This is a genomic window from Pseudomonas protegens (genome assembly GCF_003732485.1).
GTDB lineage: Bacteria > Pseudomonadota > Gammaproteobacteria > Pseudomonadales > Pseudomonadaceae > Aquipseudomonas > Aquipseudomonas protegens_B.
In genome coordinates, this window is record NZ_MOAK01000046.1 from 1 (window position 1) to 883 (window position 883).

The following is an 883-nucleotide window of genomic DNA, read 5'->3' on the forward strand; positions in this document are numbered from 1 at the left end:
AACCCCCCCCCCCGCCACACCCGCAGAAATGGATATGTCCCCAACCCCGCTCGCCAGCAGCCACACCCGCAGGAATGGATATGTACCCAAACCCCGCTCGCCAGCAGCCACACCCGCAGCACCGGATATGTACCCCACCCCAAACCCATTACAATCACCAACCGCCCCCTCACAGGCCCCCCTCAATGCCCGCCCTGAACTTCAAACAAGTCGACGTCTTCAGCACCACCCCGCTCAAAGGCAACCCCCTGGCCGTGGTGTTCAACGCCGACGATCTCAGCGACGAACGCATGGCCGCTTTCGCCACCTGGACCAACCTCAGCGAAACCACCTTCCTCCTCAAGCCCCGCGACCCCCGGGCCGACTATCGCTTGCGGATCTTCACCACCACTCAAGAGCTGCCTTTTGCCGGTCACCCGACCCTGGGCAGTTGCCACGCCTGGCTGGAATCCGGCGGCGTGCCCCAGGGCGAGGAGATCATCCAGGAGTGTGAAGTCGGTCTGGTGCGCATTCGCCGTCAGGACCATCAGCTGGCGTTTCTCGCGCCACCGCTGCTCAAGTCCGGCCCGGTCGAGCCCGAGGTGCTGGAGCAGGTGCGCCAGGGGCTGGGCTTGGCGCTCGGGGACATCGTGCAGGCGCAGTGGGTCGACAACGGCGCCGGCTGGCTGGCGGTGATGCTCGCCGAGCGCCAGCAGGTGCTGGACCTGCAACCCGATTACCCGGCGCTGATCGGTCTGGCGGTCGGGGTGATCGCGCCCTGTGATCCGCAGCGTGATGACACGGACGCACAGTTCGAGGTACGGGCCTTTATCGCCGGCGACGGCATGCCCGAGGACCCGGCCACCGGCAGCCTCAACGCCGGTATCGCCCAGTGGCTGGTGGG

1 protein-coding gene is annotated in these 883 nt (G+C 66.6%); it reads left to right on the top strand.

Annotated features, from left to right (window positions below):
- Nucleotides 1-185: 185 nt before the first annotated feature.
- Nucleotides 186-883, top strand: a 698-nt coding sequence (locus BLX41_RS11675; protein ID WP_259744731.1) for a PhzF family phenazine biosynthesis protein, incomplete at its 3' end; no start/stop codon positions are given.